The organism is Paenibacillus sp. GSMTC-2017 (assembly GCF_016019935.1).
Lineage (GTDB): Bacteria > Bacillota > Bacilli > Paenibacillales > Paenibacillaceae > Pristimantibacillus.
Genome location: NZ_JAECMT010000014.1, coordinates 1 through 5,068 on the forward strand (window position 1 = coordinate 1; position 5,068 = coordinate 5,068).

At 38.6% G+C, this 5,068-nt stretch carries 2 protein-coding genes and 1 pseudogene; all 3 read right to left on the bottom strand.

Features of this window, described 5'->3' with window-relative positions; translation table 11 throughout:
• Window positions 1-1,133 (bottom strand): annotated as a pseudogene (locus I6N90_RS24545) (RHS repeat protein); the annotation flags it as partial.
• A 461-nt stretch (window positions 1,134-1,594) separates the two neighbouring features.
• Window positions 1,595-2,563: a hypothetical protein gene (locus I6N90_RS24550; RefSeq protein ID WP_197938566.1), complete on the bottom strand. Its 969-nt coding sequence runs from the start codon at window positions 2,561-2,563 to the stop codon at window positions 1,595-1,597.
• 2 nt (window positions 2,564-2,565) lie between these two features.
• Window positions 2,566-5,068, bottom strand: a 2,503-nt coding sequence (locus I6N90_RS24555) for an RHS repeat-associated core domain-containing protein (protein ID WP_332262514.1), incomplete at its 5' end; no start/stop codon positions are given.

Below are 5,068 nucleotides of genomic sequence, written 5' to 3' on the forward strand. Positions count from 1 at the left end.
CTCCGATCAACAGATTTTACAATATTACCATTTTTATCATAATACAGCTTTTGGATTTGTCCAGTACCATTGATGCTTTTAGTGACTTGTCCGATTTCGTTAAACTCTTTTTGTGTAAATTGCTGGTTTCCATAAATGATCTTCACTGCGTTACCTAATTGATCATACTGGTAGCTTGTCGTCTGTTTCTGCGCATCGATAACCGCGCTTAGTTGTCCTAACGTATCATAGTTGTACGTGGTCCTATTGCCATTCCCGTCTATTGAAGCAACAACAGCACCTGACACATTGTATTCTTTTTTCATAATCGGTACATAGTTCTGCTTGTTCTGTAACGATTCAACCATAACTTCACGGCCAAAGATATCTGATGTTACACGTGAACGATTCCCTTCAGCATCAACTGCTGTTACTGTAAGCCCAATATCATCATATTCCACCCGTGAAGAGGTTAGATCAGCAAATGTAGTTACTGTCGGACGACCAAACGCATCGTAACTAAAATTGGTACGATTGTCATAAGCATCATCTTGCCATAACAAGTGACTAGTCCGTTCGTCGTAACCATATTTCACTTCACCTAGCCCTTGTGTCTCTCGTACTTTGCGGCCCAGCGGATCGAACCAAACTTGTTGCACTTCTCCAAGCGTGTTTTTCGCTACTATGTGGTTGGTACTATCATTGTAAACATAACTTGCTTGTGCTTGGTTCGGCATCTTGACCGAGGTTGTCCGACCAAGACGGTCATACGTATAGGATGTGGTCTGATTTAACCCATCCGTGTACGTTAGCAATCTTCCTGTGAGTCGATCATACGTTGCCTTCTCGACAATGTTCGTTTTCTCACCGTCTACATTTGTTACTTCCATTTCCTGCTGTGTCATATAAGCATGCTGGTATTCCGGGCCGTAAAGGTATTTGTACACCCCCGATTTTCCATTCGTGTTGTTAGCAATTACTTTCGTAACATTGCCATATCCGTCGTACTCAAAGTTGGTATGGCGTAGCAGCTGACCACTTTCTGTATTTGCGTATGTCTTGGAGCCGTAAAGTGATGTTTTCCTGACCAATCGCAAGATAGGAGTAATATTAATTGTGGAAAAAATCTCACGAAAACGATCTTTCTGTTCCATTTCATATAACTCTTGAAGGGTAAATAGGCCTCATGTCGAATATATGGCATCGGGAGTTCGCCTCATCTCTTTGGTATTGTGTGGTTACTTTACCTGTTCGAGATTTGGGGAGGCACTCCTTTTTCTATTCCCTAAAAAGCTAGTCGTAGCAAGGCTTTTGATTTATGAAATTGATTCACTTAATTAAAGGTAGCATCTTTCAATATCAATCACCCGGTAAAGGGCTACTTACTTTTCAACAGCTTTATGATTTACACCGATTTGTACACCTATCTCCCTAAAGGATTCTTTGCCTTCTATATAGGCTTGTACGGCTTAGTACTTCTCCACCTCAGAAAACTTTCCTACAAAAATACACCCCACTCGTTAGATGGTGATTAACAAATGGGGTGCAGTTCATACTTCCATATGGCAACATATTAATTCGAGTAGTCTATCGATTTGTTACATTCTATTCATATTCAAACAAGTAATAACTCTTCCCAAACGACATTACCACTATTGTCGATTTCCATAGAAAGACATACTTTTGCAATCTTCTTTGACACGCATTGTTTATCTTCATCATAATAATATTTGATAAGTTTGATTCCTCCATTCACACAATGTTGTTCATCGAATATCTCAATCGAAGCATTAGAGTTATCTTTAGTCTCATCTTCTCGAGCTCTTAACCAATCAGAAACAACATCCATTCCTGCTTGTATTCTAAATAACCATTGTAAATTTCTATTTCTAGGATCATTATATTCCCAAATCGATGGATATAATGTGATTCTCATTGAGTTATTCTCAACTTCTATATTTTCAAAACAACTATTAATATTTGATAATATTTTTTTTGGAATGTAAGGATAGTAGCCTTCGCCGAACCACATTCTCCAACAAGAACCAAACCATAAATCTTTTGTAAAATGTGAATGCCCTGGTAATTGCTCAATATCAACAATTTTATTACTCTTTATTATAGGATCTGAAATAATCACTATATGCTCTTGGGACTTACCTATTAATTCATATTGTTTGATATCTGTGTTATTTTGCCAGAATGAATCCGATGCATCAGCAATGAAAGCAACTATTCCTTCATATGAAAGAAAAATCTCCTCTATACGATTACTTATTATCTTAATTTCTTGATCATCCTCAATTTTCAGACGACCTGAAATCATAGCTTGGTATCTTCCTTTCCTCACTACAAAATCCTCTTTATTAGAATTTAATGAAATGGACATCCTATTCAAGGATTTTTTATTCATTCTATTAAGTAGCAGAGCTTTATCGAAATTGAGCTCTTTTCGGCCGAATAGGTCTCCTGAAACCATTGTATCAGGTTGAAATAGTAGCAGATTCTCTAGCCAACTAACCATATTTTTGGCAGTTACCATTTCATTTGGAACGATTATTTTGAAGACGATTCTATTGGACAATTTTAAACCTCCTCTATTCTAATTCTTAAATCATTCCCATAATCATTAAGACCTTCCTGATCAATGTCACTGAGAGTTCCTTTTGGGACTAGGATATGAAGAATTCTATGATCTATTTCCACTAGTCTAGTATCAATAAATATATCACGATCAGATAAATCATTTACCATCAATCGTAATTGATTCTTAAGTTTACTTGAAGTATAGAGTCTGGGATCTATTGTTTTAACACTCACAACATAATCATCTTCATGACTTACGAAATCTATTACCGGAAAATAACCTCCCTTACTTGCTCCTATGTGATACCAATCATCGTCTGTGTATGTCGTCTTGTGTAACACACTCTCAAGAAAATCTCCTCTATTTGATGGAGTCATATGTGACCATATTTTATCTCCAAAAGCTAATTGGGTAACTAATTTCCCTGCAACAGCCAATTCTTCTGCCAATTCATTCCATATGAGCAACCTAGAGGATTTTTTCTTCACCATCATAGCTTTTTTATTTACATTATCCCAAAACCCTGATGTAAGATGAACTTCATTTTTCTTCCAACGTTCTGTATCCTCATTCTCACTATATTTATAGTGCCCTGTAGGGTCAGTATAGATCAACGGATTATTATGCACATACGTATAAAGATTCTGACTTAACGGATTCCCTGGCTCCCCCTCATACGTATCCTCATTAATAAACCGCCCCATACTTGGGTCATACCATCGTGCCCTCAGATATTGGAGCTTCGTTGTTTTGTCCCAATATTCGCCCGAATACTTGAGGATGTTGGGTACCGTTTCTCTCTCTTCAAGCGGCAATCCCCAAATGTCATAGCGATATTCGTTCAGCTTCTGACCTTGTTCATCGACTAATGCTACGACGTCGCCATGTCCGTTTAACTGGTAATATTGCATCTTATTGGCAACGACGTCATGTCTGCCTATCAACTTCCCGTTAAGGTCGTGAATGTACACATACTTCATCTGTGACAGGCCTTCTGCTGTCACATTAGCTTCACCAATTAGTAATCGGTTTGCATCATAATAGTAACGGCTCTTTACCTGGTTTTCCGTTCGTTCATACAATAATCCTTCACCCGTGTACGAATAGGTTACTGAATTGTGAGTACCTGATACTTTCGTTAATTGGTTTTTCTTATCGTATTCATAGATTCTTTCTTGCATTGGTAATTCTCTTGTACTATCTAATGTCGTGCGGTTGTATCGCTCGTCGTACGTAAATTTCTCGTCGAACTCACTGGACGTCTTCAGTTGATTCAGCGGCGTATACGTAAAGATCGTTACATAGTTGTTTTCATTTCGACTTGTAATGTTGTGCGTATTGTCATAGCTGTATTGGAACGTATTCATTGCAGCATTGTTTTTTGTGTATTTAAGTTGTGTCATCCGCACATCCGAATACTGACGATCGGACGTAAAGGATTCTCCATAACCCTGAGTTGCTAATTGACCGTTTCTCAAATAGTTGTAACTAACCGTTTTTGCACCCGCGCTGCCACTTGACACACCWAGTGTTTTCAAGCGATTCATTGTGTCATAGCTGCCTGTTACTTTTACATTGGCTTGTGATGAAAGTAGCTCATAACCGGTTTTTTTGTTGCGATCATAGGTGTTGACCAAACGGACACCGTCTGGATACTTTACCTCTGTTAAGAAACCAGATATCGGTTGATACGTATACCTTGTCGCTCCACGATTGTCTATCATCAACAAACGTCTACCTTCTGTATCATACGTGTACTGTACCTGATCATTCCCCGTCTTCGTCGAAATCAACTGATTCATGTTGTTGAACACATTATCCGTTGCAATACTACTCCGATCAACAGATTTTACAATATTACCATTTTTATCATAATACAGCTTCTGAATTTGTCCAGTACCATTGATATTTTTAATAACCTGTCCGATTTCATTAAATTCTTTGTTAGTAGACTGTCCGTTCCCGTATGTGGTAGTTACTAGATTTCCTAATTGATCATACTGGTAGCTTGTCGTCTGTTTCTGCGCATCGATAACCGCGCTTAGTTGTCCTAACGTATCATAGTTGTACGTGGTCCTATTGCCATTCCCGTCTATTGAAGCAACAACAGCACCTGACACATTGTATTCTTTTTTCATAATCGGTACATAGTTCTGCTTGTTCTGTAACGATTCAACCATAACTTCACGGCCAAAGATATCTGATGTTACACGTGAACGATTCCCTTCAGCATCAACTGCTGTTACTGTAAGCCCAATATCATCATATTCCACCCGTGAAGAGGTTAGATCAGCAAATGTAGTTACTGTCGGACGACCAAACGCATCGTAACTAAAATTGGTACGATTGTCATAAGCATCATCTTGCCATAACAAGTGACTAGTCCGTTCGTCGTAACCATATTTCACTTCACCTAGCCCTTGTGTCTCTCGTACTTTGCGGCCCAGCGGATCGAACCAAACTTGTTGCACTTCTCCAAGCGTGTTTTTCGCTACTATGTGG